We start from the raw sequence: 26,246 nt of genomic DNA on the forward strand, positions 1-26,246 counted from the left end.
ACTACAGCAGCTCCTCTGCGGCAGGCGCAACCACATCGGGGATGCTCGCCGTGGGCTCGAAGCGGCGAACGACGCTCCCGTCGCGATCGACCAGGAACTTGGTGAAGTTCCACTTGATGGAAGGCTTCTGGGCGTATCCGGGATCGGCCTTCGCCAGCAGGTCCTCCAGAACAGGCGTCAGCTCATGGCCCCGGTCGAACCCCTCAAAGCCCTTTTGCTCTTGCAGGTACGCGAACAGCGGATCGGCGCCTTCGCCATTGACCTCGATCTTCGCGAACTGGGGAAACGTCACGCCGAAGCGGGAAGTGCAAAACGCCGCGATCTCCTCGTTCGTTCCCGGAGCCTGATGGCCGAACTGGTCGCACGGGAAGTCCAAAACGTCCAGCCCGCGCTCGCGCAGAGCGCGATACAGTTCTTCGAGCTGGGCATACGTCGGCGTAAAGCCGCATTCGGTGGCGGTGTTCACAATAAGCAGGACGCGTCCGCGGTAATCGGCAAGCGAAACGGCGTTGCCCTGCTGGTCTTTCACGGTGAAATCGTAGATGCTCATGAGCGCCTTCTTTCGAGAGGTTTCCAAGAGGGTCCGATGGACGGCCTTAGTGTACGCCCAATTGATACTTTGTTGATTACAGTTTACGAAACCGTTGCCGTCGCCCTTGGCGTCCGCTCCTCCACTGCCGCAAACGGCTTGCTCGCGCGGGCGACGATGCGCTCCGAAGCCTTTGCCCACACCCCGTCCGTCGCCCGCTCCCTCAAGGCGTTCCCGCAACCAACCTGGTATCATGAGTCCAACAAGGAGCTAAAGCGTACGGCGATCTCGCCGCTTTCCAAGGAGACTCATGAACTTCATTCGCAGCACCTGGAGGCTGTTCGCGTACAACCTGCGAACCGTTTTCCTGTTCGAAGCAGGATTCCAGATTGCATTCGCCATTTTGTTCGTGCCGCTCAGTTTAGGGCTCATAGACTTCGCGCTGTACGCCGCCGGCCTTTCCTACCTGTGCGACGCGAATCTGGCGACATTCCTTGGCAGCCCCGTAACCTGGCCGTGCGCCTTGTTCGCCATACTCTTGCTAAGCCTGGGGTCGCTGTTCGAAATGTGCGCGCTCGTGCTGCTGATGCAGGCCGGAAGGATGCGGCGAAAGATTGGGGTGCGCGAGCTGGCGAACCGCACGTTCGAGCAAGCCGTGCGCATCGTCTATCCACGCAACTGGCTGCTGATCCCCTTCGTGCTGCTGCTTGTTCCGCTCACGAACCTGGCCGTGACCTCGTCGGTCTTGACCGATTTCAGGCCTCCCGAATTCATCATGGACTTCATCTGGGAAAACAACGTGCTTTCCTGCGCGTTGATCGCACTGTTCGTTGCCCTGTACATCCACGCTTTCTTCCTTGCGTTCGGCGTGCACTTCTTCACGCTGCGCAACGAGGACTGGATGCAGGCGCGCGCTTCGAGCAAGCGCCTGCTGCACGGCGCTCGCTGGATGCTGGCTCGCCGCATCTTGGCGCTTGTCGGCCTGTTCGCCGCAGAAGCGGCGGCGGTAGCGCTCATTGGAATATTCACGCTAACGGTGCTGATCGAGGGAGACGCCTCCCCGGTTGCCTCGATAGGGCTTGCCGTCATTTCGCTCGGGTTCTTGATAATCACGCAATGCCTGCTCACCCCGTTCAGCTACGCTGCGCTGAGCTGCACATTCTACGAACTCACCGACAAAAAGAACATCCCCGGCGACTATCGCTTCGAGCCATCGGGCCCAACCGGACGCACGCCGTTTGCCAAGAGGGCAACGGCAGCAGCGCTCGCCCTGATCGCCTTTGCATCCTCGACTTCGTACATAACTTCCCACGGCCTGTTCGAGCCTTCGCAGGAACCGCCCGCCCGCGTAGAGATCACCGCGCATCGTGGAGGAGCCCGCACCGCCCCGGAGAACACGCTTGCCGCCTTTCAGCAGGCTATCGACGAAGGCGCTGATTGGGTGGAGCTCGACGTGCAGCAAACCGCCGACGGCGTGCTCATGGTCATGCACGACGCCAACCTCAAGCGAACGACGGGGCTGGACAAGAACTTTTGGGAAGTCACGTACAACGAGATCAAAGATCTGGACAACGGATCCTGGTTCGATCCCGCGTTCGCCGATCAGCGCGTATGCACGCTCGAGGAAGCACTTGCCCTCTGCAAAGGCAAAATCAAGATGAACATCGAGGTCAAACCCGACGGTCACGGCACCGACCTGGAGCGGAAGACGGTCGACCTCATCAACGCTTACGGCATGCGCGACCACGTGGCCGTTGCCAGCATCTCCTACGACGCGCTCGTACGCGTAAAGCAAGCCGACCCGCTCATGCCCACCATGTACGATATGACGCTGGCGTACGGCTACCTTTCCCACATACCGTACGTCGACTACTTCAGCGTTGACGACTTCTTCGTTACGCGGCAGCTTGTCGACGACGCGCACCGCGAAGGGAAAATCGTCTACGCTTGGACCGTGAACGACCCCGCCAACATGGCGCGTTTGCTCAGCTACGGCATAGACGGCCTGGTCACAGACGATGTGATCGCCGCACGCGAAATGGCCGAGGACTTCCATCCCGCCGACTAGGCCCCGTGCGAACGGCGAGGGACGCTCCCGCATCCGCGCGGCCTTCGAGGGGAACGACCGGCCTACACCTGCAAGGGGACGCTACCCGTCCGCGAGCAGGATCGCGTCCCATCCCGAATCGTATCCCATCCCGCCACGCCCTCTTCGTCGAGGTTTTGTCAAAACGGACGAGTTTTGCTGGTCCTCAAACCAGGATAAACGCAACGAGCAAGTCTCTGACCAGGCATGATGGAAAATGCCCCTTGGCAACCTGTCGGCGAGAGGCGAAAACCCCCGCAAAACTCGTCCGTTTTGACAGAGCCCGGAAACCGCGCGCGAGCGGGGGGCTTTTCAGCCCCCCCTCTTCGCCTTCTTCTCGCAGGGCGCCAGTCGGTCGGCCCTACGCCTTTTCCGTTTCGATCTCAAGCGCACCGGCTCGCTCGCACGAAGCGCACGGGCAGGTCGATCCCACGAACTCGTCGCGACTCGCGCGCGCTTGCTGCTCTTTCTCGACCAGGTTGGCTTTCGCCACGCTGATCATGAGCTTGATGCGGTTGAGCTGGTTCACCTCGGACGCGCCCGGATCGTAGTCCACGGCAACGATGTTGCTTTCGGGATAGCGGCGGCGCAGCTCCTTGATGACGGCGCGACCCACCACGTGGTTCGGCAGGCAGGCGAACGGCTGCGCGCACACCACGTTCGGCGCGCCCGTCTTGATAAGCTCCACCATCTCGGCGGTGAGCAGCCACCCCTCGCCCATCGAGTTGCACAGGCTGAGGATCTCGCTTGCGTACTCGGCCAGCTCGTAGATGTTCGCAGGCGGCTCGAAGCGGCTCGAATCGCGCAGCGCCTTCGTCACCGGAGCACGGAACTTGTCGATGAAGGCAAGGCCGATCCTGCCGCCGAGCGCGCTTTTCGCGCTGCGTCCCAGCGGGTCTTTCTGGAAGATCGACCCCGCTATGCCGAACAGGAAGAACTCGACCAAGCCGGGCACGACCGCTTCGCATCCCTCGCGCTCGATCACGTCGATGACCTGGTTGTTCGCCGTCGGATGGAACTTCACCAAAATCTCGCCCACCACACCGACGCGCGGCTTCGTTCCCTCGCCCTGCAAGGGAAGCGTGTCGAAATCCTCCACGATGCGCCGGGCCGCGCGCTTGAACTCGCTGCGCTTGAGGCCGCGCTTCAGCTGGCCCTTGCACTCGGCCATCCAGTGATCGAACAGGCGGTTCGCGCTGCCCGGCTCCACCTCGTACGGACGCGTGCGATACAGAGCCGTCATAAGCAGGTCGCCGTACAGCACGGCGTACGTGGCTTGAAGCAGCATCTTCGGCGTCACCTTGAAGCCGGGGTTGTCCTCGCCCAAATCCTTGAACGAAAGCGCGATCACGGGCACATGCGGCAAGCCCACGGATGCAAGCGCCTTGCGGATAAGCGAGATGTAGTTCGTGGCACGGCAGCCGCCGCCGGTTTGGGTGATGACGATGGCAAGTTTGTCCGTGTCGTAGCGCCCGGACATGACCGCCTCCATGATCTGGCCCGTAACCAGAATGGACGGATAGCAAATGTCGTTGTTCACGTACTTGAGGCCCGCGTCCACCGCGCCGTGGTCCACCGAGGGAAGCAGCTCGAAGTTGTAGCCCTCCTTGCGGAACACCTCCACCAGCAGGTCGAAGTGGATAGGAGCCATCTGAGGCGCCAGGATGGTGTAGCCCGCGTCCTTCATCTCCTGCGTGAACACGGCGCGGGGGAATTCGGTCGTCGCGCCTTCGCGCTGCTTGAAGCTGGCGATGACCTCGGGCGAGGCCTTCTCCGAAAAGCTCTCGGGCACGGTGATGCCCACCGGGCAGGGGCGCGGCTTGCGCAGGGCGTCGGCGCGCTCTTCGGCTTGGTCCTTGAGCGCGGCCAGCAAGCTGCGCACGCGGATGCGCGCGGCGCCCAGGTTCGACACCTCATCGATCTTGAGCACGGTGTACACCTTGCCCGCACGTTCCAGGATCTCCTGCACCTGATCGGTGGTGAGCGCGTCCAAACCGCAGCCGAAGCTATTCAGCTGGATAAGATCGAGGTCGGTTCGCTCGGTGGCAACCTTGGCGGCAGCGTACAGGCGCGTGTGGTACATCCACTGATCGACCAGGCGAATCGGGCGTTCGAGCTGCCCCAGATGGGCAATCGAATCTTCGGTCAGCACTGCCAAGCCGAAACTGGTCAACAGCTCGGGGATGGCGTGGTTGATCTCCGGGTCGTTATGGTACGGGCGTCCCGCCAGCACGATGCCGTGCGTGCCCGTCTGCTCCATCCACGCAAGCGTCTCCTCGCCCTTCGCGCGGATGTCGCGCTTGAACGCCTCGTCTTCGGCCCAAGCGGCCTCCACCGCCGCGTCCACCTCGGCCTGCGTGGGCGCAGCCGCCGTGCCCATGAGCTCGGGATGGGTTTCGACCAGTTCCACGAACAGGCGCTTCTTCAGATGCTCCTTCTGATCGTAGGGCAGCCACGGATTGAGGAACGGCACCCCGGACGTACGCAGATCGTCCACGTTGAGACGCAATGCCTCGGAATAGCTGGCAACGATCGGGCAATTGAAGTGGTTGCCCGCACCTTGGTCCTCCTGGCGCTCCCACTTCGAGCACGGGAACCAGATGAAGTCGGGACGCTTGTCCAGCAGGTTCATGATGTGACCGTGCGACATCTTGGCCGGGTAGCACACGCTCTCCGACGGCATGGACTCAATGCCCGATTCGTAGGTCTTCTTCGTGGAAGGATCGCTCAAGACCACCTGGAATCCCAGTTCGGTGAAGAACGTGAACCAGAAGGGATAGTTCTCGTACATGTTGAGCGCGCGCGGGATGCCCACCGAACCGCGCGTGGCCGTTTCGGCGGAAAGCGGCTCGTAGCCGAACAGGCGGTTCGACTTGTACTCGTACAGGTTCGGCACGTTTTTGCTTTCGTCGAACGTCCCGGCACCCTTCTCGCAGCGATTGCCCGTGATGAAGCGACGGCGCTTGCCCGTGCGCTCGTCTACGCCGAAGTCGTTGACGGTCAGCAGGCAGTGGTTCGAGCACGCCTTGCAGCGCACGGTTTTATGCGTGGGGGAAAGCGCAGAAAGCTGCTCGAGCGTGAGCATGGTCGATTCCAGCACAGCAGGCGCAAGCGCCTCATCGTCGGCCGAGCTCCACGCCGCAGCCGCCTGACCCCTGCGCTCGCGCTCGGCCATCGCCTCCTGGTACCGGTCGCGCGCAAGCAGAGCCGCGCCGAACGCGCCCATGTTGCCCGCGATGTCGGGGCGCACCGCGTTGACTTCGGACAACTGCTCGAACGCGCGCAGCACGGCATCGTTGAGGAACGTGCCGCCCTGCACGATGACCTTCGAACCCACGTCGTGCGGGTCGCGGATTTTAATGACCTTGAACAGCGCGTTCTTGATGACGGAAATTGCCAAGCCCGCCGCGATGTCGCCGACGGTGGCGCCTTCCTTCTGCGCCTGCTTCACGCGGCTGTTCATGAATACCGTACAGCGGCTTCCCAGGTCAACGGGTCGTTTCGCCTCCACGGCAGCCTGCGCGAACTCCGACACGCTCAAGTTCAAGCCCGTAGCGAAGCTTTCGATGAAGCTGCCGCAGCCCGAGCTGCACGCCTCGTTGAGCATGATGTGGTCGATGACGCCGTCCTTCACGCGCAGGCACTTCATGTCCTGCCCGCCGATGTCCAGGATGAACTCCACGCCCGGCAGCATCTCCTGAGCGCCCCTCAGGTGCGCCACCGTTTCGATCTCGCCCGAGTCGAGGCGCAGTGCCTCCAGCAGCAAGTGCTCGCCGTAGCCGGTCACCGTGGCGTGGCCGATGCGCACCAGCGGCTCGCCCGTTTCGGCGTCCACCGGCATGTCGTTGTACAGGTTGGAAAGCGCCGCGCGAGCGCACCCCAGCACGTCGCCCTTGTTGCTGGCGTAATGCGACCACAGAAGCGCGCCGTCTTCCCCGATCAGAACCGCCTTGAACGTGGTCGACCCTGCATCGATGCCCAGATAGGCCGTGCCGTCGTAGGCCATAAGCTGGCCGCGGCGCACCACCTCGGCATCGTGGCGGCGCTTGAACTCGCGGTATGCGAACTCGTCGGCGAACAGCGGGTCCAGGCGCACCACCTCGGACCCCTGCATGTCGCCAAGGTTCTTCAGGCGATCGAGCACGTCGGCCAGCAGCTCGGCCTTCACGGTGTCGCTTGCCGCGCCGGCAATGGCGCAGCCTCCCGCCACGAACAGGTGCGCGTTTTCGGGCACGATGATGTGCTGGTCGTCCAGGTCGAGCGTTTCGTAGAACCGCTTGCGCAGCTCGGGAAGGTACTGCAGGGGGCCGCCCAGAAACGCCACGTGCCCGCGAATGGGACGCCCGCACGCCAAGCCGCTGATGGTCTGCGTGACCACGGATTGGAAGATGGACGCGGCGATGTCCTCCTTGCGCGCGCCTTCGTTCAGCAAGGGCTGGACGTCGGTCTTCGCGAACACGCCGCAACGGCTTGCAATGGGATAGATGGTCGTGTGGTTGCGAGCCAGTTCGTTCAAGCCGCCGGCGTCGGTGTTGAGCAAGGCGGCCATCTGGTCGATGAACGCACCGGTACCGCCGGCGCACGTGCCGTTCATGCGCTGTTCGATGCCCTGATCGAAGTAGATGATCTTCGCATCCTCGCCGCCCAGCTCGATGGCCACGTCGGTTTCGGGAATGAAGGTTTCCACCGCGGTCTTGGACGCGATAACCTCCTGCACGAATTCGATTCCCAGCCATTGGGCCAGCAGCAAACCGCCCGACCCGGTGATGGCGATGGTCATGCGCTCGTTCCCGAAATCAGCCGCGGCCTCGCTCAAAACCTCGATGATCGTAGCCCGCACGTCGGCGTGGTGACGGCGGTAGACGGAGAATTTGACGTCGTTCGCCTCGTCCAGGATAGCCAGCTTCACCGTAGTCGAGCCCACGTCGATGCCGATGCGCAGTGCGCTCTTCAGCATGGTCTCGTTCACCATGACGTTCTCCTTCGAAGGGGTTGTTTCGTCGTTTCGGTTCATCGTTTCCACCTACAATACAATCGATTCGCCCGGCTTGATGAAGAACAGCCGAACGGCGATCAGCGCCATGTCCTCCGAGCTTTCCTGCATGCCCGTCTCGATCCAGCGCATGATGACGCCCATGTACGCCGACGCGAAAAACGCCACGTAGTACCGCACCAACGGCTCGGGATCGTTGCGGTAGCGTTCGTGCAGGATGGATTGGATCAGGTTCGTGCAAACCGAGTCCCGCAGGCGCGGCGCAAAGCGCACATCGCCGCCGGGACCCAGAACGGCGTGCAGGAAGTCACCCTGTTCGCGCAGGTAATCGTACAGTTCCACCAGCAGGGGCAGCGGCCGCTTCTTGGTCTTGTGCGTCCAAAGGTAAGGAACCGTAAGGTCCTGCATCTGCTCTTGGAAATGGTCCAGATCGGCTATGACCTCGTTTTCGAGGGTAGCCAGCAAATCGTCCTTATCCCGAAAATGGTTGTAGAACGTGCCGCGGTTCAGATCGGCTCGCTCGCACAGGTCGTTTACCGTGATGTCGTCGAAATCACGCTCTTCCATAAGCGCGACGATCGCGTCCCGCAGGGCCTTCTTCGACCGCGTAATGCGCCTGTCTTCGCAGGAGGACGCCGAGGCGTCGCCACGCGTTTCTGCCATGGAGGCACTCCTTTTAAACAACTCGATCAATAATGAACAGTTTGTTCAATAACGATATTCTATGGCTTCGCGCACGGAAAGGCAACCGGCGCGGTAGGGAGCGTCGGGCGACGTCATCGAAAAACCAAGCGTGCGGCAAGCCCCGCGCGCCGCTCAAGCATGCGGTACAACCCCGCGCGCACCCGTGCCGCACAGGAAGCGTTCGCTTCGTCCCGGCCGCATTGTCACCCGCAAGCACCGGAATTCGTTGACACGACGACCGCGCCTCCCCTACCATGCGCATACCGAGCGAACAAACGGAGGGTCGATGGGAACCAAAGAGCAGCTGCTCTGCCTGCTGGAAAGCAATCGAGAACGGTACGTGTCGGGAGAGAAGCTTGCCGAGGCCATCGGCGTCAGCCGCAACGCCGTATGGAAGGCGGTCAACGCCCTGCGTGCGGAAGGCTACGAAATAGACGCCGTCACGAACAAGGGCTACGCCCTCTCGCAGGAAAACGACCTGCTCTCGCCCCAAGGCATAGAGCGGTTCCTGCCCCGAGACCACCCGTTCAACCTGATCGTCCGCAAGCTTGTGGACTCGACGAACGACGAAGCGCGCCGCCGCGCAATCGAGGGCGCACCCGAAGGAACCGTCGTGGTGGCCGAGGGGCAGACAGCGGGAAAAGGACGGCGGGGCAAGGAGTTCTTTTCCCCCACCGCAACCGGCATCTACCTGAGCATCGTGCTGCGGCCCGCCCTGCAAGCCGATCGCGCCCAGTACCTGACCACGGCCGCGGCGGTTGCTTGCGCCCAGGCGATCGAGCACGTAGCGGGCAAGCAGGCTTCCATCAAATGGGTGAACGACATCTACTGCAACGGAAAGAAGGTGGCCGGCATCCTGACGGAAGGCGCCGTGGACATGGAGTCGGGCTGCTTCGACCATGCCGTGCTGGGCATCGGGGTGAACGTGAAGCCGCCCGCGGAAGGATTTCCCGCCCCCCTTGGCGACATTGCGGGATCCGTCTGCGACGCCGACGAAAAAGCCCTGCGCAACCGGCTGGTGGCGGAAGTGCTCGATCGGTTCTGGGACTTGTACCGGCATCTACCCGACCGTTCGTTCTACGACGAGTATCGCCGCCGCTGCTTTCTGCTGGGCGAGCCCATCGTGATCACGCGCGACGAGTCGCGCGTGCGCGCGCGGGCCGTCGACTTGACCGAGGATTTCAAACTGGTGGTAGAGCTTCCGGACAAAACGCGCCTGGAGCTCCCGTACGGGGAAGTGAGCACCGCCCATGCCTAAGCAAGCAGCCGAAGCATCAACCCGCCCGAGCCTGGCGAACAACACGAAAGCCCGCACGCGGTCGCTTGTGCTGTGCGCGCTGTTCTGCGCCTTCATCGCGGTAGGAGCCTTCGTGAAGGTGCCGGTTCCCGTGGTGTCGTTCACCTTGCAATTCCTGTTCACCACCATAGCCGGCCTGTTGCTCGGCCCGCGCTGGGGAACGCTGAGCGTGGCGGCTTACGTTGCGCTCGGACTGATCGGCCTGCCCATCTTCGCGTCCGGCGGAGGCATCGGGTATCTGGCGCAGCCGAGCTTCGGCTATCTGATCGGCTTTTGCGCGGGCACGTACCTCACAGCGCGCATCGCGTGGGCGACGCCGCGACCCTCCATGAAGCGCTTGCTTGCCGCATGCTTCGCCGGGCTGGGCGTGGTCTACCTGATCGGCATGGTCTACTTCTACCTGATCAGCAACTTCGTCATAGGAGCCCCCATCGCGCTCGGGCCCCTTGTGCTGTACTGCTTCGTGCTTGCCGTGCCGGGCGACATCGCGCTGTGCTTCGCCAGCGCCGCGCTTGCCAAGCGCCTGCTGCCCCTGATAAGCCAAAAGCAGGGCCGCGCATGAGCGCCTTCGACCGCAACCCCCTCGCCCGATGCGAACGCATCGCCGTCGAAGGCGGCGACCTCAGCCGCGACGATTTGATGGCGCTTGCCGCCGAGCCGCTGACCGACCTTGCCGCGGCCGCGAACCGCATCCGCCAAGCGCGTTGCGGCGACGACTTCGACCTGTGCAGCATCGTCAACGCCAAAAGCGGACGCTGCCCGGAGAACTGCGCGTACTGCGCCCAATCGGCCCACTGGAACGTCTCCGTTCAGGAGTACCCCTTCCAAAGCGTGGACGCCATCGTGGACCAGGCGAAGCGCGACGTCGAAGCCGGCGTGCAAAGGTTCTCGCTCGTCTCATCCGGCCAAAAGCTGTCCCCGCGCGAAGTCGAGCAAGCTGCAAACGCCATATCCGCCGTCAAACGCGCGACAGGCGTTTCCGTGTGCGCCTCGCTCGGCCTGCTTTCGCAGGAGGATTTCGCCATGCTGGCGCAAGCCGGGCTTGAGCGCGTGCACAACAACCTGGAAACCTCGCGCGCGTTCTTTCCCCATATATGCACGTCGCACGGCTACGATGACAAGCTGCACGCGATACAAGCCGCGCGCGACGCCGGGCTGGAAGTGTGCAGCGGCGGCATCATCGGGCTGGGGGAAAGCCGGAGCGACCGCATCGACCTGGCGCTCGAACTGCGCGCGATCGGCCCCGACTCCGTGCCCATCAACGTGCTGAACCCCATTCCCGGCACGCCGCTGGCAAACATGCCGCCGCTCGGGCACGACGAGGTGCTGCGCACGGTGGCGTTGTTCCGGTTCGCCATGCCCGGCACGTCGCTGCGGCTTGCCGGCGGGCGCGCGCTCTTGCGCGAGGCGGGTCGCGACTGCCTGAGCGCGGGCGCGAACGCCCTCATATCGGGGGACATGCTGACCACGGGTGGGTTCACCGTCCTTTCCGATCGGGCGATGGCCGCTTCCGCCGGGTTCTTTGTGCCCGACCCCATCATCTGACGCACCCCGGAGCGCACCGCCCCGCGCGCGTCGAGCAACCTTCAACCAGAGACGAGGAACTGCATGGATACGACATCGCGCGGCCTGTTCGTCACCGCGACCGGAACCGACGTCGGCAAAACCTACGTGAGCGCCCTCATTTTGAAGCAGCTGCGCGAAGCGGGATACGACGCCGGTTACTACAAAGCCGCCATCAGCGGCATCGAAACGGACGACCAGGGGGCTATCTCGAGCGATGCCTCGTACGTCGCCCGAGTTGCCGGGTTGGACGAGCCCCACGAGCGCTTGGTCTCCTACACGTACCGAACGGCGGTATCGCCCCATCTTGCTGCGCGGCTGGAGGGAAACCCCGTTGACCTGGACGTCGTCCAACGCGACTACGACCGCGCTCGCACCCGGCACGAGCTGGTGCTGGTGGAGGGAAGCGGCGGCATCGTCTGCCCGCTGCGCTGGGACGGCAAGCGCCGCCTCATGCTGGAGGACGTGGTGCTGAAGCTGGGCCTGGGAACCGTCGTGGTCGCCGACGCAGGACTGGGCACGCTGAACGCCCTTGCCACCACAACCCTCTACCTTGCCCAACGCGGCATCGCTTGCCACGGCATCCTGCTCAACAACTACGAAGCCGGTAACCCCCTGCACGAAGACAACCGGCTGATGGCGCGCGAGTTGACCGGGATTCCCACGATCGCTTGCATCCCGCCAGGCGCGCAGGATCTCGACTGCAGCGCTCACTATCTGGCAAGCCTGTTCAACTGACCCGCCGTCGCGCGCGGCAGATCGCGCGGCGCACCCCGCCCGCACCGACCCCGGAAAGGAATCCGCATGGCAACTTGGCAAGAGCGCGACCTCGCGCACATCTGGCACCCCTGCTCCCAAATGAAAGACTACGAGGACTTCCCTCCCATCATCATCGAGCGCGGAGAAGGCGTGCGCCTCTTCGACATCGAGGGGAAGGACTACATCGACATCATCAGCTCGTGGTGGTGCAACACGCTGGGGCATTGCAATCCCGCCATCGCCGAAGCCGTCGCCCGGCAGGCGAAGAAGCTCGACCACGTGCTGTTCGCCAACTTCTCCCACGAGGGCATCATTCAGCTTGCCGAAGAGCTGGCCGCCATCATGCCGGAAGGGCTGGACAAGTTCTGCTTCTCGGACAACGGTTCCACATCGGTGGAGTGCGCCCTCAAGATGAGCTTCCAGTACCACCTGCAAACGGGCCACCCGGAAAAGCAACGGTTCATGTGCTTCTCCGAGGGATACCACGGCGAAACCCTGGGCGCGCTGTCCGTATGCGCCGATGCCACGTACGCGGGCATGTACGCGCCGCTCATGCACCGGTCGCACGTCATCGAAGCGCCCGACTGCTACCGCTGCGCGTACGGCTGCACGCGCGACACGTGCAGCTGCGCCTGCTTCGAACATGCCGAGCAACAGTTCGAGCGGCACGGGCACGAAACGTGCGCCGTCATCGTCGAGCCGCTTCTGCAGGGAAGCGCCGGGATGCGCATGTACCCGCCGCTGTACTTGGAAAAGCTGCGAGCGCTGTGCGACCGGCACAACGTGCACCTCATCGCCGACGAAGTGGCCACCGGCTTCGGTCGCACCGGCACCATGTTCGCCTTCGACCAGGCAAGCGCCTCCCCCGACATGCTGTGCACCTCCAAGAACCTGACCGGGGGTTTTCTTCCCATGGCGGTAACGGCCGTGACCGACGACATCTACCGAGCCTTCTACGCCGACTACTCCGAAGGCAAGGCGTTCATGCACAGCCACACCTACGCCGGAAACCCCATCGCGGCAGCGGCGGCTTTGGCGGTGCAACGCATCATGCGCGAGGATCGCGTGCTCGAGCAGGCCGCTGTCAGGGCGGACCATCTGCAAAGGCGGCTGACCGAGGCGTTCGGCGAACACCCCCATGTGGGAGAGATCCGTCGCTTGGGGATGATCCACGCGCTTGAGCTGGTAGTTGATCGCGACACCAAGGAGGGTTTCGACCCGCGCGATCGCATGGGGTACCGGATCTACCGCCAAGCGCTCGATCGCGGCCTGATGCTGCGGCCCCTGGGCAACGTCGTGTACTTCAACCCAGCGCTGACCATCACCGAAGACGAGCTCGACTGCGCCGTGGAGCGCGCTCGCGGGGCCATCGGCGCCGTGCTGGGGTAAAGCCAGGGCGAAGCGCTCGCGCCATGTCGGGAAGCTCATTGTCGATCCTAAAACACGTTTTTGGGCCCAAAAGCGTGTTTTAGGATCGACAATGCCCGCGCACCCGCAGCTCCATGCGCATGGGGGCAAAGCGCCCCCATGCGCATGGAGCTGCGGAGGCGGCGGGGGCGGGCCCGGGCAGAGCGCCCCCGCACTACCCCGCATCACCCTGCACTCCCCTGCATTACCGAGTTGCGCACGAAAAACCGCCTTCGCTGGCAGGTTTTTACGGTTTGGGGTCGTCGAGTCGGGCATCGTTTTCATCGTTGCTTGGCCCGATTTTCGTTTTGCCTGGTCACGGCGTTGCATGGTCGAAGCATGCTGTCGCGGTCGCTTGATCCGGCAGATCAAACGACCCCAAACCGTCAAAACCTGCCAGCGAAGGCGGTTTTGCGCGCGCAATTTCGTCACGTCGGCAGCGTCCCCCCGTCTCGCCCGGCATCCCGCCCTATAATTTGCTAGACTGTACCGATACCCAAACGCCAGAGAGAAAGACAGGACGCCATGCAGATCACGCCGGCAGAAATCGCCGAGACGCTTGCGATGGTGAGCAAGCAGCACCTGGACATCCGAACCATCACGCTGGGCCTGAACCTGCGCGGTTGCACCGACGCCGACATCGACGTTATGGCCCGCAAGGTCTACGACCGCATGACCAGCGCCGCCGAACGGCTGGTTCCCACCGCCGAACAGCTGGAGCGCGAGTACGGCATCCCCATCGTGAACAAGCGCATCTCCGTCACGCCTATCGCCGAAATCTGCGCAGCTACCAACGCAACCGACTTCACGCCCATCGCCGTTGCCATGGACAAAGCCGGCAAGGAAGTGGGCGTCGACTTCGTAGGCGGCTTCAGCGCGCTCGTGCACAAGGGAGCCTCGAAAGCCGACAACACGCTGATGGAGTCGATCCCCCACGCGTTGGCCGCAACCGACAACGTATGCTCGAGCGTGAACGTGGGATCCACGCGCGCGGGCATCAACATGGACGCCGCCTTCAAGATGGCCGGCATCGTGAAGCAGACGGCCGAAGCCACGGCCGACCGCCAGTGTATCGGCGCAGGCAAGCTGGTGGTATTCTGCAACGCCGTGGAGGACAACCCCTTCATGGCCGGCGCGTTCCACGGATCAGGCGAGGCCGACGCCGTGGTGAACGTGGGCGTATCGGGACCCGGTGTGGTGCGCGCCGTGCTGGCCGATCTGCCAAAAGACGCCGACATCACGTCGGTTGCCGAAGCCATCAAGGCTACCGCGTTCAAGATCACGCGCGCGGGCGAGCTGATGGCGCGCGAAGCATCGCGCCGCTTGGGCGTGCAGCAGGGCATCCTGGATCTTTCGCTGGCCCCTACGCCGGCCGAAGGCGATTCGGTGGCGGAAATTCTGGAAGCCATCGGCGTTGGCCAGTGCGGCGGTCCGGGGACCACGGCCGCGCTCGCCATGCTCAACGACGCCGTGAAGAAGGGCGGCGTCATGGCGTCGTCATCGGTCGGCGGCCTGTCCGGCGCGTTCATTCCCGTGTCCGAGGATGCCGGCATGATTCGCGCGGCGGAATCCGGCGCCTTGTCCCTGGAGAAGCTCGAGGCCATGACCTGCGTATGCTCGGTGGGCCTGGACATGATCGCGGTGCCCGGCGACACCAGCGTCGAGACCATCTTCGGCATCATCGCCGACGAATGCGCCATCGGCATGATCAACAACAAGACCACCGCCGTGCGCGTTATCCCCGCAATCGGCAAGCAGGTAGGCGACCAGCTGGACTTCGGCGGCCTGCTGGGCTACGCGCCCGTCATGCCGGTCAACCAGCATGCAGGCACGGTGTTCGCCCATCGCGGCGGCCGCATGCCCGCGCCGATCAACTCGCTGAAAAACTAGCGCGCTTCCCGGAGGCGGTCACGGACCGCCTCCCGCACCATTATGGGCGCGAATCGACCCAGCAAAGCTCTGCCGAACGCGCCGGACACACCGAAAAGGGGCTGCATCACGTTTGATGCAGCCCCTTCGTTTGAAACCGGTTGGACAATGCGCTAGTCGCGCGTGAGCTTGCGATGGATGCGATGCGGCTTCGCGGCCTCTTCGCCCAAGCGCTCCACCTTGTTCTTCTGGTAGGACTCGAAGTTGCCCTCGAACCAGAACCAGTTGCCGGGATTCTCGTCGGTGCCCTCCCATGCCAGGATGTGCGTGGCAACGCGGTCCAGGAACATGCGGTCGTGGCTGACCACCACGGCGCAACCCGGGAACGCCAACAGCGCCTCTTCCAAGCACTCGAGCGTTTCGACGTCCAGATCGTTGGTCGGCTCGTCCAAAAGCAGCAGGTTGCCGCCCTCTTTCAGCGTGAGCGCCAGGTTCAAGCGGTTGCGCTCGCCGCCGGACAGCACGCCCGTGGGCTTCTGCTGGTCGGAACCCTTGAAGCCGAAGCTGGCCACGTACGCGCGCGTCGGGATTTCGGTCTCGCCCACGCGAATGTAATCGGTGCCGCCGGACACGGCCTCCCACACGTTCGCCTTCGGGTCGAGGCCCGCGCGGTTCTGGTCGACGTAGGAGATCTTCACCGTCTCGCCGATGTCGAGCGAACCCGAAGTTAGCTCCTCCAAGCCCACGATCGCCTTGAACAGCGTGGTCTTGCCCACGCCGTTCGGGCCGATCACGCCCACGATGCCATTGCGCGGCAGCTCGAAGGACAAGTCGTCGATCAGCACACGGTCCCCGAATGCCTTGTGCAGATGCTCGGCCACGAGCACCTTCGACCCCAGGCGCGGGCCCACGGGAATCTGGATGTCGGTGAAGTCGAGTTTCTTCGATGCGGCAGCTTCAGCGGCCATCTGCTCGTAGCGCTCAAGACGGGCCTTGCTCTTCGCCTGACGAGCCTTCGGGCTGGAACGAACCCATTCGAGCTCGGACTGCAAGCGCTTCGCCATTTTTGCATCGCGCTGGCCCTGGGCCTCCAGGCGCGCGGCCTTCGTCTCCAGGTACGTGGAGTAATTGCCCTTGTACGGGAACAAGCTGCCGCGGTCAACCTCGCAGATCCACTCGGCCACGTTGTCCAGGAAGTAGCGGTCGTGCGTGACGGCCAGAACAGCGCCCTGGTAGTTCTTGAGGAAACGCTCCAGCCACAGCACGGATTCGGCGTCCAAGTGGTTGGTCGGCTCGTCCAAAAGCAACAGGTCGGGAGCCTCGAGCAGCAGGCGGCACAGCGCCACGCGACGGCGCTCGCCGCCGGACAGCACGTTCACCGGCATGTCGGGATCGGGGCACTGCAGCGCGTCCATGGCCTGGGATAGCTGGCTGTCCAGATCCCAGCCGTTCGCCGCATCGATGGCGTCCTGAAGCTCGCCCATCTCCGCCATGAGCGCATCGAAGTCGGCATCGGGCTCGCCCATGAGTTCGCCGATCCTGTTGAAGCGATCGATCTTCGCCTTGACCTCGCCGAACGCCAGCTCGATATTCTCCAGGACGGTCTTGTCCTCATCGAGCGGCGGCTCCTGCTGCAGAATGCCCACCGTGTAACCGGGAGAGAGACGCGCCTCGCCGTTCGAGACCTCCTCAAGACCGGCCATCAGCTTGAGCAGCGTCGACTTGCCCATGCCGTTGGGGCCCACCACGCCAATCTTGGCGCCGGGATAGAACGACAGCGACACGTCGTCCAAGATGACCTTGTCGCCATGCGCCTTGCGCGCCTTGTACATTTGATAAATGAATTCCGCCACGGATGCTCCTTGTTCTCAATTTCGCGCAGGTCGCCGCTCATAGCCGCGCCTGCACAACTGCATCGGCCTATTGTCGCATATTTGGACAAGAAGGGGTCATACGAGGCGTGCTTCCCGAAAACGAGCATCGATCGTAGGGCACTTCACGCACGCAAAACGATTGCACGGTTTTCCTGCACAATTCAAGCAGGTCAACGGCAACGCCGCCGGACCCCCTCGTTTTGCAGGGGAGCCACATTGCCGCGCAAAACACCGCACTTGGGGTGTGCCGCGCAAAAGCCTCTTTTTCTAGGATCTTCTTCAGCACATGCGCAACAGCCGTTGCGTATGAATCGAACCAAGGAGGATTCGCATGGGAGAAACAAGCAGTCTTGCAAACCAGAGTCGTCGCACATTTCTCAAGACCGCAGGCGTGGCGCTTGCAGGCGCCGCAGGCCTTAGCATCGTCGGATGCGCACCGCAGGGAGCATCGAACAGTTCGGATAAGGGCTCGACAGCCAAAGGCGCCGACACAAAATGGGACGAAGAGTTCGACGTAGTGGTTGTTGGCGCTGGATGCGCAGGCCAAGCCGCCGCAATCACGGTTGCCCTCGAAGGAAACGGCGCGACATGCCTACTAGCCGAAAAAGGCACCATGCCGGGCGGCAACAGCCCTTTCTGCAAAGGGACCATCGTTTACACAAACGACGAAAACGCGTTCAACCAGTACATGCTCGAAATGCGCGGCAGCGAAGGAACCACGCCTGACGACGTAATTGCGGCCTATGCCAAGGGGGCTGCCGAAAATTACGACTGGGTATTCAACACCTTGGGAGGAGCGCTGGAAGAAGCGTCCATCATCCCGCCCAGCACAAAGGACGACCCCTTGGCCCCTACGCCCGAATGGCCTGAGTTCGAACACTGCTATTCATTGGGAAAACTCACGATAGCCGGCAAGAAAGACGTTGAAATCAAAGGCGCGAAGCATATTACCAAGCTGCTCGACAGCATCATAACCAGCCATGCTGACGTTATCGAATACCGCACCGAAGCCCCGCTCAGCGAGCTCGTGCAAGACCCGGCCACGAAAGAGATCCTCGGCGCCGTCATTGGTGGCAAAAACGTGAAGGCAAACAAGGGCGTCATCATGTGCACAGGAGGCTTCGAGGCAAACCCCACCATGCGCCAAGACTTCATTGGGCAAGGAGCCGCGCACCCCGCCATCGAAGACTTGAACACCGGAGACGGGCATAAGGCGTGCATGAAAATCGGTGCGGATTTTTGGCACATGGAACATGTTGCGGGCTTCTGGATGGCCGGACGGGATTTGGCGAACACGAAGTTCACGAACAACCAGATCATTTCGCCGTGCCCGAAGCAATTCGGCATCACGGTGGGAGCAAACGGACGTCGCTACTATATGGATTGGGATGGCTATAGCAACAAGTCGGATATCGCGTACAGGGACAACGTATCCCTAGCCGTTGGAAGTCGCCATGGCCACATGCAAATCGGCGGCGAATGGCCTCACCTCGCCCAGCCAAGCAAAGCATGGTTCGTATTCGACCAGCAAGGTCTGGAGGCGGGAGCCATACCTGCTTCCACCACGTCCGACCCGGTTGCAGACAAGCTCGCCTATTCCGCAAGCAGCATCGAGGAACTAGCCAACCAGATGGGCGTTCCCGCAAGCGAGTTAAAAACCACGGTAGACCAATGGAACGAATGCTGCACAAACGGCGCCGACATCTTCTTCCATCGACCAGCAAAGACTCTCTCCCCCATCTCCACCCCTCCGTTTTACGCGCAGTTATGCTGTCCCGCATTCCTCAACACCGACGGTGGACCCGTTCGCAATGCCAAAGCAGAAATCCTCGATCCGGATGGAACCCCCATTCCGCACCTGTACTCTGCGGGCGAATTCGGCTCCATTTGGAGCGGCGTGTACCAAGGTGGCGGCAATGTCGCGGAGTGCCTGATCTTCGGGCGCATCGCAGCCCGCTCCGCTATTGCAGGCTGACGACACATCGACAGGCCGCTCAACAAGATTGATCCCTCCAACGAAAGCCCGTGGCATAAGAAACCCCTAAAGTCGTGACCGATTTTATTAAATCTGGTCTAACTTTAGGGGTTCACTTCAAACGCCGGGCTTTCACGAGATGCCCGAACATGCGAAACCAGGCGGCAAGAAGCCAGGGGCGCAAGGCGCCAATCGGTCATTTTTTCATGAAGTCAATAAGATCCTGCTTCGAATGAACGTCAAGCTTCTGATAGATGTTCTTCACATAGCTGCGAACGGTATTATCCGAAAGGTATAATTCCCCGGCGATGTAAGACGAACTGCGCCCCTCCGCAAGAAAGGAAAGAACTTCGGTCTCACGCTTGGTCAAGCCGTACTGCTCGCGCACCTGCATCAAGCGATCCGATTCGTCGGGAACGCGCACGTCCCCGTTTGCAAGCGCAGAGAATACGGGGCACTCCTCCCGAGTGGACGGAGCTCCCCCATCCAAGCAATCCTCCGCAAACAGCGGCCTTGTCCGCGGAATGGCATCCGTCAGCAGGAAACCCACGCTCATAGCAAGCAGGCAAATCATCCCCGCAATCACCAGCATCTGCTCGAATCCTCCGTGGTTTCCTATCCCCAACATGACCAATCGCCCGCTCTCGCGAAAAAACAGATGAAGGAACCAAAAGAAACCTACGACCAGGTACGGTGGCAAAGCACGATGACGCGCAACATCGTACGAGGTGAACCAAAGAAAGCCCACCTGGAACAAATTCGTGACAGCAATGAGCGTAGCTCCGATTTGACCGGTAAACGGATCAAGCGTGGACAACATGATTACGCCCACCGCGAGAGCGGCAAGCTGCGCCTGCCATAAAACCGAAAATCGCAGGCGTCGGCCTTTGACGAGCGCCCACCACATAACGCCAAGCGCCGCAACCGTCACACCCACGTGTTGCACTAGCTGAAACGAAGGCGAGAGCTTGATTGATTCCCCGAACGGAAAACCTCGCGACACGCCAAGCACGAAACTGAACAAGGCGATGCCCACAATCAAACGCACGAGAGTTGAACGAGGCTCGTGCGCGTACACGTCATCCGGCGACGGAGTAACGATTCCGCACGCCTCGCGCGCATCAAGCACCTTCTGAGCCTGAAGATACATGACCAGAATGACCACCGGCAAAAGCATGCTTATGAAAAACGCAGTCTTCGCCTCCACGTAGCCTATGAAAATGCCTATGACGGTGGAAATGGCCAACGACCCGAACGCGACCAGCAACGCCTCGCGCAGGCCAAGGCGTACGTAGAAATTGATCCACATGCCGCCGCCCCAAGTCAAACCGATCCCGGAGCAAATCGCCGCAACCAAGGTAAACGGAAGATCGGGCATAAGCGATTGCACGAAAAACAACAAGCTGCCCAACGTCATCAACAAGATCGACGTCCAGCCGAGCACCGTTTGCATTCGATGAGAGAACGGCTTTCGAAGCGCGATTGCTCCCAGCGCCACGATGCACGCGCAGCGCGCAAAGTTGATCTCAACAGTGGTTAACCCGGAATCAACCCAAATGTAGCGAGCATACAAAATGCATTGTATCCAAACGAGTACTAAACTGGTTCCAAAAAACGACGGGGAAAGGCGCTCTTGACATGCGCCCGAAAAGCTTCTCGCAGAGAACAGCTCCGTCATGCACCAGACCCTTCGAATACCGCGCGCACCAAATACTCCACGTTGCCTTCCGGGCCCGTGATGGGAGACTCCACCACGCCCGTCGCGTCGAACCCGGCATCCTCGAGCGCCTCGCGTACCTCGGCCACCGTGCGCTCGCGCACGGCCGCATCGCGCACCACGCCGCCTTCCGTTTCGCCCGCGCGCGACTCGAACTGGGGCTTCACCAAGCCGATGAAGATAGATCCCGGATGCGAAAGCCGCGCGAACACGGGTGCAAGCTGCGCCAGCCCGATGAAGCTGAGATCGGCCACCAGCATGTCGAACGGAGCGCCCAGACTGCCCGGATCGGCAAGCTTGATGTTCGTCCGCTCGAACACGCTTACGCGCGGGTCTTGCCTCAGCTTCCAGGCAAGCTGCCCGTAGTTGACGTCCACGCACGCCACAGAGGCCGCGCCCGCCTGCAGCAAGCAATCGCTGAACCCGCCGGTCGACGAGCCGATGTCGATGCAGCGCATGCCGGACGCGCTCTGCCCGAACGCGTCGAGCGCGCCTTGCAGCTTATGCCCGCCGCGCGAAACGAAGCGCTTGCGATTCTTCACCACCACGTCGGCGTCCGGCGAAACCTTCACGGCCGCACTAGTTGCGTACACGTCGTCCACCTTCACCTCATGCGCCAGCACCGCACGCAACGCGGCGTCCGCATGGGGAAAATAGCCCTGCTCCACCAGGAGCGTATCCAATCGAATTTTCTTCATGGGGCACAGTATAAAGCTTCACTCGCAAAGATTGAAACAAAGCGCGGAGTCAGGCAACCTGCCCGGCGCACGCAACCCGATTCTTCCCCTCGCCCTTCGAACGATACAGCGCCTGATCCGCCGCCTGGTACAGCGAAGCGAAATCGGTTCCCGAATCCGGACAGTACGCCACCCCCACGCTCACGCTTGTTCCCGTGGCTTCTTCGTGACCTTGCCGAACGTTCTCCACGAACCGCTGAGCAAGAGCAACCCCTTCCTCCCGCGACGCAAGCTTCGAGAAGAACACGACGAACTCGTCGCCGCCCAGCCGGCACAGCACGTCGCCGGGCCGCAATTCGCGCTCGATCGCCTGCGTGACGCTGAGCAGGACGCCATCGCCCACGCTATGCCCGTGCGTGTCGTTCACCTGCTTGAAGTCGTCAATGTCCACCATGGCGAGCGCCGACAGCACGCCTTCTTCACGAGCCTCGAGCAGCCATTCGATCAGGCTTTCCCCCGAACGACGGTTGAGCACCCCCGTCAGCGAATCGATAGTGCTGAGCTTCTCGAATTCCGCCCTGGTCACCACATCGTTCAGCTTGACCCGCATGAACGCCGCGTTTATCGCAATGCCCATGAAGCAAAACGATACGCTGTTCCTCACATCGGCCAACGCCAATTCCGGGCTTTTGAACATCGTGGCCAAAAAGCAGAACAAAGCCGTTGCGGCTCCGATGAAAAGAGCGATGCGCCACGGCCGATCAAGCACGAACAAAGGCAGCATCACCATGAACATGATGAACGTGATAGCCGCCGATTCGGTATCCCATACGGTTCCCATGAGTATGAACAAAAGCAACATCAGGCCCAAGAACGCGTAGTACGCAACCAGCACGATATCCAGGCGGCGGGCAAGAACGGTTCGCGTGCTCACGCAGCCCACGACGGAAAGCGCCGCAAGCGCATACGCGCCCGCGCCTTTGAATCCGAACGAGGCGTCAATAAGCTCCAGGAGCACGGCGCCGAACGATACGATCAAGCAGCCGAGGCACAAGCCCTTCATCATAGACAGATTCTGCTCACGCACGGCCTCGCGATAGTCCGAGAACTCAGGAGGGTTCACCAATGCCCGCACCCAACCCACCAGCATGGCCCCTCCTTCTTCGCGAATATGTCCGATGCGTTAGCTTACCTTAAAAGATCCGCACGAATCCGAAAGGGCACGTTTGTTTCGGCACCGAAACCAACCACCTGGCGAAATGCAGGAGCGTCCGAACGCAGCGCGGCAAGCGAGCGCAAGTTCATCCCGCGCCGCGTCCTCGATGCGTTGCGCCGAACGCGCCTTCCCGCAAGCGGACAACGGCGAAGCGAGGCGAACGAAGCGAAGGGGCAAGACGAAGGGGCAAGACGAAGAAACGCACCCCTGCCCTACCCCTTTCCCTTCATTTCGCAACGACGGCCGCCCAAGCAGGCGGCCGTCGAATAAGAGCTTTGCCATATGGGCTTTACGGCAGAAGCAGCTGCGCGATCTGCACCGCATTGAGGGCCGCGCCCTTGCGAATCTGATCGGCGACCACCCAGAACGCCAGGCCGTGCTCAACCGTGGGATCCTTGCGCAAGCGGCCAACGTAGGTGTCGTTGGTCCCCGCCAGAAGGCCCGGCATAGGATACGTGTTGGTAGCGCCGTCGTCCATGACGGTGATGCCCTCGAACGCTTCGAGCGCTTCGCGCGCAGCCTCCACGCTCACCTCGTCGGCGAATTCCACGTTCACCGACTCGGCATGGCAGCGCAGCACGGGCACGCGCACGCACGTAGGCGCAACCTTGACGTTCTGATCGCCCATGATCTTCTGCGTCTCGACGACCATCTTCCACTCTTCCTTGGTGTAGTCATCGTCCATGAACACGTCGATGTGGGGAATGCAGTTGAACGCGATGCGATGCTGAAACACCTCGACCGTCAGATCCTCGGAAGGCGTGCCGCCCAGGAAGTCCTTCGTCTGACTGTACAGCTCCTCCATGGCCGGCGCGCCGCCGCCGCTGGCCGCCTGGTACGTAGACACCACCACGCGCGTGATCGGCGACAGGTCGTACAGGGGCTTGAGCGCCACCACCATCTGGATGGTGGAGCAGTTCGGGTTCGCGATCACGCCGTTGTGCCAAGCCACGTCCGCAGGGTTCACCTCGGGCACCACCAGCGGCACGTCCTCGTCCATGCGAAACGCGCTGGAGTTATCGATCATCACGGCGCCAGCATCCACTACGGCTTGGCGCATTTGCTTGGACATGCCAGCTCCGCAGCTGAACAGCGCGATATCCACGCCCTGGAACGACTCGGGAGTCATCTCCTGCACGATCAGGTCGCCCGCCGGCACCTGTCCGCAGCCCAAGAACGGCAAAGCCTTGCCTGCCGAACGGGCGGACGCCAACGCGCGCACTTCGCTCGCGGGAAAGTCCAGGTCATGCAGCACCTGCAAGAACTCGGCACCCACGGCGCCCGTTGCTCCTGCAATAGCCACCACCGGGTTCGCCGGTATTTCCTTCGTCCAAGCCATCGGTAATCTCCCTTTCCCCTTGTTTCCAGGTTGACGTTCAGGTTGCATGCGTGTCTCTGCCGTTTGCGCGCGCCGCCCAGGTTGAAGCGGGGCTCCAGGTTGGCGCAGTCAGTCAGCGAGAGGGGTTGCGTCGTTCTGCCGAACGACGCAACCTTTATCGACCCTTGTTCATCTTCGCAGCGATTTCTTCGGCGCTCAGCTGCGTTTCCTCGAACACGCTATCGGAATCCAGGTCAAACGCCGTATGCAGGCAGCGCACGGCCTGCGCGGTTTGCGCGCCGTCCACCACCACGGACAAGCGGATAGGCGATGTGGAAATGGCCAGGATGTTGATCTGGTTCTCGCCAAGCGTCTGGAACGCCTTTGCAGCCACGCCGGGCGACGACTTCATGCCCGTTCCCACCAAGCTCACCTTCGCAATATCCTCGTCAACATCGTACTCACGCGCGTTGATATCCGGCAGGATGCGCTCCACCGTTTCGCACGCACGCTGCTGATCGGCGCCCGGACACGTAAAGCTGATGTCGGTGATGCCGTCAAGCGAGATGTTCTGGATGATCATGTCCACGCTCACGTTGTTGCCCGCCAGCGCCGAGAACACCTTCGCAGCCACGCCGGTCATATCGGGTACGCCGCGAATCGTGAATTTCACCTCGGACGTGTCGTGAGCTACGCCGGTGATGACGGCTTCCTCCATCATGTCGGTATCCTCCTTGATATAGGTGCCTTCGGCATCAGAGAACGCCGAACGGGAATGAATGACCACCTGGTATTTGCGCGCGAACTCCACGGCGCGCATCTGCAGCACGCCCGCGCCCGAGCTGGAAAGCTCCAGCATGTCGTCGTAGCTGATAACGTCGAGCTTCTGCGCGCGCGGGCACACGCGCGGGTCAGCCGTGTACACGCCGTCCACGTCCGAATAGATCTCGCACACATCGGCCCCGAGGCCGTGCGCCACCGCCACCGCCGTGGTGTCCGACCCACCGCGGCCGAGCGTGGTAATGTCGCCGTTCGCGTCGATGCCCTGGAATCCGGCCACCACCGCGATCATGCCGTTGCGAACCGCATCCATGATGCGCTCGTTGTGCACCTTCACGATTTTGGCCTTGGCGTGCGTTCCGTCCGTCTCGATGCCGGCCTGGCGTCCGGTGAAGCTCATGGCCTTGTAGCCGCGCGCTTCGATGGCCATGGCCAGAAGCGTCATGGAAACCTGCTCTCCCGTGGACAGCAGGCGATCCATCTCGCGAGCAGGCGGATTGTCGTTGAGCGAGGCGGCTAAGCCTACCAGCTCGTCGGTCGTCTTGCCCATAGCGGACACAACGGCCACGACGTCATGCCCTGCCTGCTTCTTCGCGATGAGCTTTTTCGCAACCATCTGGATGCGCTCAGGCGAAGCGACGGACGTGCCCCCGAATTTGCATACGATTAACGACATGGTGTTCTTTCTCGTTGCGATGGTCCAATCGGCTCATCACTATACCAAACAACCCAAGGTTGCGCCTGCGGAAAGCCCGCCGCCTGGCATCATTTTCACCGCGAAAGCGCGGCACCGAACCACCGCAGATACGCACGCGGCCGTATCGAAGGGGGTTTTGCGCGAAATGGAGGTCGCCGCGATCAACTATGCTGCGTTGGGGGTTTCGGTTGCCGAGCCAGGGTTTGGCGAGCCTTCCGAACATGGCTGCCCGTATCGGAGCCGGTCGGGTTGATGCTTCCGCTCTCGCCCGACACCTTGCAAGCGCGCTCGTCCCCACAAGAAACCCCGGGAGCCGGGGGCCGCCGCTTGGAAAACCTGGGCGCGAATCGGTACCTGCGACAATTCGAGTCGCGCCCAAAATTCCAAAGGGAGCAAGCCTCGAGGAGTTGCGCACGAAAAACCGCCCTCGCTGGCAGGTTTTGACGGTTAGGGGTTGCCGAGAGGAGCTCCGCTTATCTCCCTGCTTTGCTCGCTTTTTATTTTACCTGGTCAGAACATTGTGACGTCGGATGGGACTCCTAAGGACGCTCACGGCGCCAGACCAAACGACCTCAAACCGTCAAAAGCTGCCAGCGGCAGGGGTTTTTCGCGCGCAAGCGCCCACGCACGGGGTGCACGAGCGCCCCGCCCCTCCGACCTGGAAGGGAGCGGGGCGCTGCACGATGCGGCGGGAACTACGCCGTGATGATGGTGCCGGTCTTGCCCTCGAGGCCCGCGGCGGCGCACTCGAGGCTGGTGATGAGGGCCTTGCCCTCGGGGTAGGCGCGCACGTACTCGATGCAGG

Annotated in this window: 17 protein-coding genes and 1 pseudogene; 8 read left to right on the top strand and 10 right to left on the bottom strand. The window is 62.1% G+C overall.

Annotated elements, in window-relative coordinates; genetic code table 11:
• Position 1: 1 nt before the first annotated feature.
• Positions 2-550 (bottom strand): glutathione peroxidase, encoded by a 549-nt coding sequence (locus tag LQE90_RS07535; RefSeq protein WP_216529006.1) that lies wholly within the window; start codon positions 548-550, stop codon positions 2-4.
• 289 nt (positions 551-839) lie between these two features.
• Here LQE90_RS07535 and LQE90_RS07540 point away from each other — a divergent pair, with 289 nt between their 5' ends.
• On the top strand, positions 840-2,597 hold the full coding sequence (locus LQE90_RS07540; protein ID WP_216529005.1) for a glycerophosphodiester phosphodiesterase family protein: 1,758 nt from the start codon (positions 840-842) through the stop codon (positions 2,595-2,597).
• A 379-nt stretch (positions 2,598-2,976) separates the two neighbouring features.
• Here the strand turns inward: LQE90_RS07540 and LQE90_RS07545 are convergent, their stop codons facing one another.
• Both LQE90_RS07545 and LQE90_RS07550 read right to left on the bottom strand, forming a co-directional pair.
• Entirely contained in the window at positions 2,977-7,572 is a 4,596-nt protein-coding gene (locus LQE90_RS07545) for a 2-hydroxyacyl-CoA dehydratase (protein ID WP_216529121.1), read from the bottom strand.
• Between the two features lie 66 nt (positions 7,573-7,638).
• Positions 7,639-8,271, bottom strand: a complete 633-nt coding sequence (locus LQE90_RS07550) for a TetR/AcrR family transcriptional regulator (RefSeq protein ID WP_216529004.1) — start codon at positions 8,269-8,271, stop codon at positions 7,639-7,641.
• 307 nt (positions 8,272-8,578) lie between these two features.
• On the opposite strand from LQE90_RS07550, the gene LQE90_RS07555 reads away from it, so the two are divergent.
• The 6 genes from LQE90_RS07555 (at position 8,579) to LQE90_RS07580 (ending at position 15,208) form a co-directional block, all read left to right on the top strand.
• A complete protein-coding gene (locus tag LQE90_RS07555; protein WP_216529003.1) occupies positions 8,579-9,550 on the top strand; it encodes a biotin--[acetyl-CoA-carboxylase] ligase in 972 nt (323 codons plus the stop codon).
• Positions 9,543-10,151, top strand: coding sequence for a biotin transporter BioY (locus LQE90_RS07560; RefSeq protein ID WP_216529002.1), 609 nt, complete (start codon positions 9,543-9,545; stop codon positions 10,149-10,151). The genes LQE90_RS07555 and LQE90_RS07560 overlap by 8 nt, the downstream gene beginning before the upstream one ends.
• The gene (gene bioB / locus LQE90_RS07565) at positions 10,148-11,134 is read left to right on the top strand and encodes a biotin synthase BioB (protein WP_216529001.1); all 987 of its coding nucleotides are present in this window, start codon (positions 10,148-10,150) and stop codon (positions 11,132-11,134) included. Before LQE90_RS07560 ends, bioB begins: the two co-directional genes overlap by 4 nt.
• Before the next feature lie 63 nt (positions 11,135-11,197).
• A complete protein-coding gene (gene bioD / locus LQE90_RS07570; RefSeq protein ID WP_216529000.1) occupies positions 11,198-11,890 on the top strand; it encodes a dethiobiotin synthase in 693 nt (230 codons plus the stop codon).
• Positions 11,891-11,956: 66 nt separating this feature from the next.
• Positions 11,957-13,300 (top strand): adenosylmethionine--8-amino-7-oxononanoate transaminase, encoded by a 1,344-nt coding sequence (gene bioA / locus LQE90_RS07575; protein WP_216528999.1) that lies wholly within the window; start codon positions 11,957-11,959, stop codon positions 13,298-13,300.
• 543 nt (positions 13,301-13,843) lie between these two features.
• Entirely contained in the window at positions 13,844-15,208 is a 1,365-nt protein-coding gene (locus LQE90_RS07580; protein ID WP_114566464.1) for a PFL family protein, read from the top strand.
• Between the two features lie 152 nt (positions 15,209-15,360).
• On the opposite strand, the gene ettA is transcribed toward LQE90_RS07580, so the two are convergent.
• A complete protein-coding gene (gene ettA, locus LQE90_RS07585) occupies positions 15,361-17,040 on the bottom strand; it encodes an energy-dependent translational throttle protein EttA (protein WP_216528998.1) in 1,680 nt (559 codons plus the stop codon).
• Between the two features lie 352 nt (positions 17,041-17,392).
• Between ettA and LQE90_RS07590 the strand changes: the two genes are divergently transcribed.
• A complete protein-coding gene (locus LQE90_RS07590) occupies positions 17,393-19,036 on the top strand; it encodes an FAD-dependent oxidoreductase (RefSeq protein ID WP_114566462.1) in 1,644 nt (547 codons plus the stop codon).
• 196 nt (positions 19,037-19,232) lie between these two features.
• Here the strand turns inward: LQE90_RS07590 and LQE90_RS07595 are convergent, their stop codons facing one another.
• The 6 genes and pseudogenes from LQE90_RS07595 to LQE90_RS07620 all read right to left on the bottom strand — a co-directional run.
• On the bottom strand, positions 19,233-20,714 hold the full coding sequence (locus tag LQE90_RS07595; protein ID WP_216528997.1) for a helix-turn-helix transcriptional regulator: 1,482 nt from the start codon (positions 20,712-20,714) through the stop codon (positions 19,233-19,235).
• Entirely contained in the window at positions 20,711-21,451 is a 741-nt protein-coding gene (locus tag LQE90_RS07600) for a TlyA family RNA methyltransferase (protein WP_216528996.1), read from the bottom strand. Before LQE90_RS07600 ends, LQE90_RS07595 begins: the two co-directional genes overlap by 4 nt.
• 49 nt (positions 21,452-21,500) lie before the next feature.
• Positions 21,501-22,580, bottom strand: a complete 1,080-nt coding sequence (locus LQE90_RS07605) for a GGDEF domain-containing protein (protein ID WP_216528995.1) — start codon at positions 22,578-22,580, stop codon at positions 21,501-21,503.
• 355 nt (positions 22,581-22,935) lie between these two features.
• Positions 22,936-23,985, bottom strand: a complete 1,050-nt coding sequence (locus LQE90_RS07610) for an aspartate-semialdehyde dehydrogenase (protein WP_114566457.1) — start codon at positions 23,983-23,985, stop codon at positions 22,936-22,938.
• 154 nt (positions 23,986-24,139) lie between these two features.
• Positions 24,140-25,420, bottom strand: coding sequence for an aspartate kinase (locus LQE90_RS07615; protein ID WP_114566456.1), 1,281 nt, complete (start codon positions 25,418-25,420; stop codon positions 24,140-24,142).
• A gap of 716 nt (positions 25,421-26,136) precedes the next feature.
• A pseudogene (locus tag LQE90_RS07620) lies at positions 26,137-26,246 on the bottom strand (carbamate kinase); the annotation flags it as partial.

The organism is Paraeggerthella hominis, assembly GCF_021044775.1.
GTDB classification, from domain to species: domain Bacteria; phylum Actinomycetota; class Coriobacteriia; order Coriobacteriales; family Eggerthellaceae; genus Paraeggerthella; species Paraeggerthella hominis.